2 protein-coding genes are annotated in these 1,881 nt (G+C 36.9%); both read left to right on the top strand.

The annotated features are described in order from the left end of the window. The first annotated feature begins 204 nt into the window (after positions 1-204). Positions 205-645 carry an Hsp20/alpha crystallin family protein gene (locus AC1DPZ_RS26375; RefSeq protein WP_477409100.1) on the top strand — a complete coding sequence of 147 codons (441 nt, stop codon included), beginning with the start codon at positions 205-207 and terminating at the stop codon, positions 643-645. A gap of 140 nt (positions 646-785) precedes the next feature. Further along, complete coding sequence (locus AC1DPZ_RS26370) at positions 786-1,682, top strand: SAM hydrolase/SAM-dependent halogenase family protein (protein ID WP_477409098.1); 897 nt, start codon at positions 786-788, stop codon at positions 1,680-1,682. Positions 1,683-1,881 lie beyond the last annotated feature (199 nt).

The following is a 1,881-nucleotide window of genomic DNA, read 5'->3' as shown; positions in this document are numbered from 1 at the left end:
GGGAATCTATATCCGAAAAACGGATAGGTATGTCTGTTCTGTATTTGTAATCAGTAAGTTTTTCAGCCATTTATGTCAATTTGTCTGTATGGATTTATTAATCACGACAAGTTGTCGTGTATTTTATCTGCTTTATCTGTTGGTATAACAGTTGATTAATACTTCACGAAGTTAACAAAAACAAAAACTTAGGAGATATTTAAAATGACATTAGTAAAATTTAACAACGGATTAAAAAATAACGCAAGGGGTCCATTCTTTAATGATGTATTCGATTCGATTTTGAACGATTCATTCCTTGGCGAAAAATTAGTAGCTCGTGTTCCTGCTGTAAACATTGCAGAAACAGAAAATGAGTTTCATGTTGAGTTGGCTGTGCCGGGCTTAAAGAAAGAGGATTTTAAGATTAACCTGGATAAAAACATATTGACAGTTTCATCCGAAAAGAAAACTGAAAACGTTGAAGAAGGTAAAAAATTCAGCAAACGCGAATATAGCTACAAGTCGTTCAGCAGATCATTTACTTTACCGGAAAGTGCCGATCATTCAAAAATTGAAGCTGATTATACCGACGGAATATTAAAATTGACCATCACTAAAAAGGAAGAAGCTAAATTTCAATCAAGAGAAATAGCTGTAAAATAATTAAAGACTGTTTTCATAAAGTAGTTAGTTTGGTTTGAAGGCCGCTCCCGTTTGGGGCGGTCTTTTTTGTTTTTTTATAAAAGTTATTACGACGGCTTGTAATATTATGATTATATATTAAAGTTTTTTAGATTCATCCCATGAATAAAAAAATTTACAGCATACTGTTATTTATAAGCGTAGCTTTTTACACCCATGCTCAAAACAAAATCGTAGTTTTTCAATCAGATTTCGGAGTTAAAGATGGAGCCGTTTCAGCCATGAAAGGCGTTGCCTCGGGCGTATCTGCCGATTTGAAACTGTATGACCTCACCCATGAGATCCCGGCATATAATATATGGGAGGCCTCTTATCGATTATATCAAACAGTAGCTTACTGGCCTGCCGGAACGGTATTTGTTTCGGTAGTCGATCCGGGAGTGGGAACCAGCCGTAAATCTGTAGTGCTGAAAACCAATAGCGGTCAATTTATTGTAACACCCGATAATGGTACCTTAACGCTTGCAGCCGAATCTTTAGGTATAGCCGATATCAGGCAGATAGACGAAGTACTTAATCGTCGTAAAGGGTCCGAAAAATCATATACCTTTCATGGCAGAGATGTTTACGCTTATACAGCAGCGCGCCTGGCCGCCGGAGTGATCTCATTTGAGCAGGTAGGGCCGGTATTACCAAAACAGGTTGTAAAAATTCCCTATCAAAAGGCAGTGATGGAAAATGGAAAGCTAAAAGGAACCATCGATATACTCGATATTCAATATGGTAACTTATGGACAAATATTGGCGGCGACCTTGTAAAGCAACTTCATATCAAGGTAGGGGATAAGCTACACCTGATAATTTATAAAAACGGAGAAAAGACGTATGAAGGTGATGCCCCATACAGCGATACTTTCGGCGAAGTAGCTGTAAGCAAACCCTTAGCTTACATGAACAGTTTGATGCAATTATCGTTCGCTTTAAACCAGGGAAGCTTTGCAGATACTTATAATATAGGTAGCGGCAGCGAATGGAGTGTTGTTGTAAATAAACAATAGGCAGCTATCAACAGTTCTGAGGTAATTGCTGCCCGCAAAAAAAACAGGCTTTATTTAAGGCATATTTCCACACGACATAGGAATATTTACATGATAAAATTTAAGCTTTTTTGAATTTTACGCGTTTTCTTCACTTACTACAAGGCTAATTTTATGAATTTATGTGAATAACGCAAATGTTGATAACATTGATATATTG

The sequence above is a fragment of the Mucilaginibacter sp. P4_G9 genome, assembly GCF_056400985.1.
Note: the sequence above shows the minus strand (reverse complement) of the source record. Positions and strands in the feature narration are given on the sequence as shown.

Excerpts from the sequence above, each read along its gene's own strand:
- AC1DPZ_RS26375 (WP_477409100.1), top strand. The coding sequence starts at position 205 with ATGACATTAGTAAAATTTAACAACGGATTAAAAAATAACGCAAGGGGT.
- AC1DPZ_RS26370 (WP_477409098.1), top strand. The coding sequence starts at position 786 with ATGAATAAAAAAATTTACAGCATACTGTTATTTATAAGCGTAGCTTTT.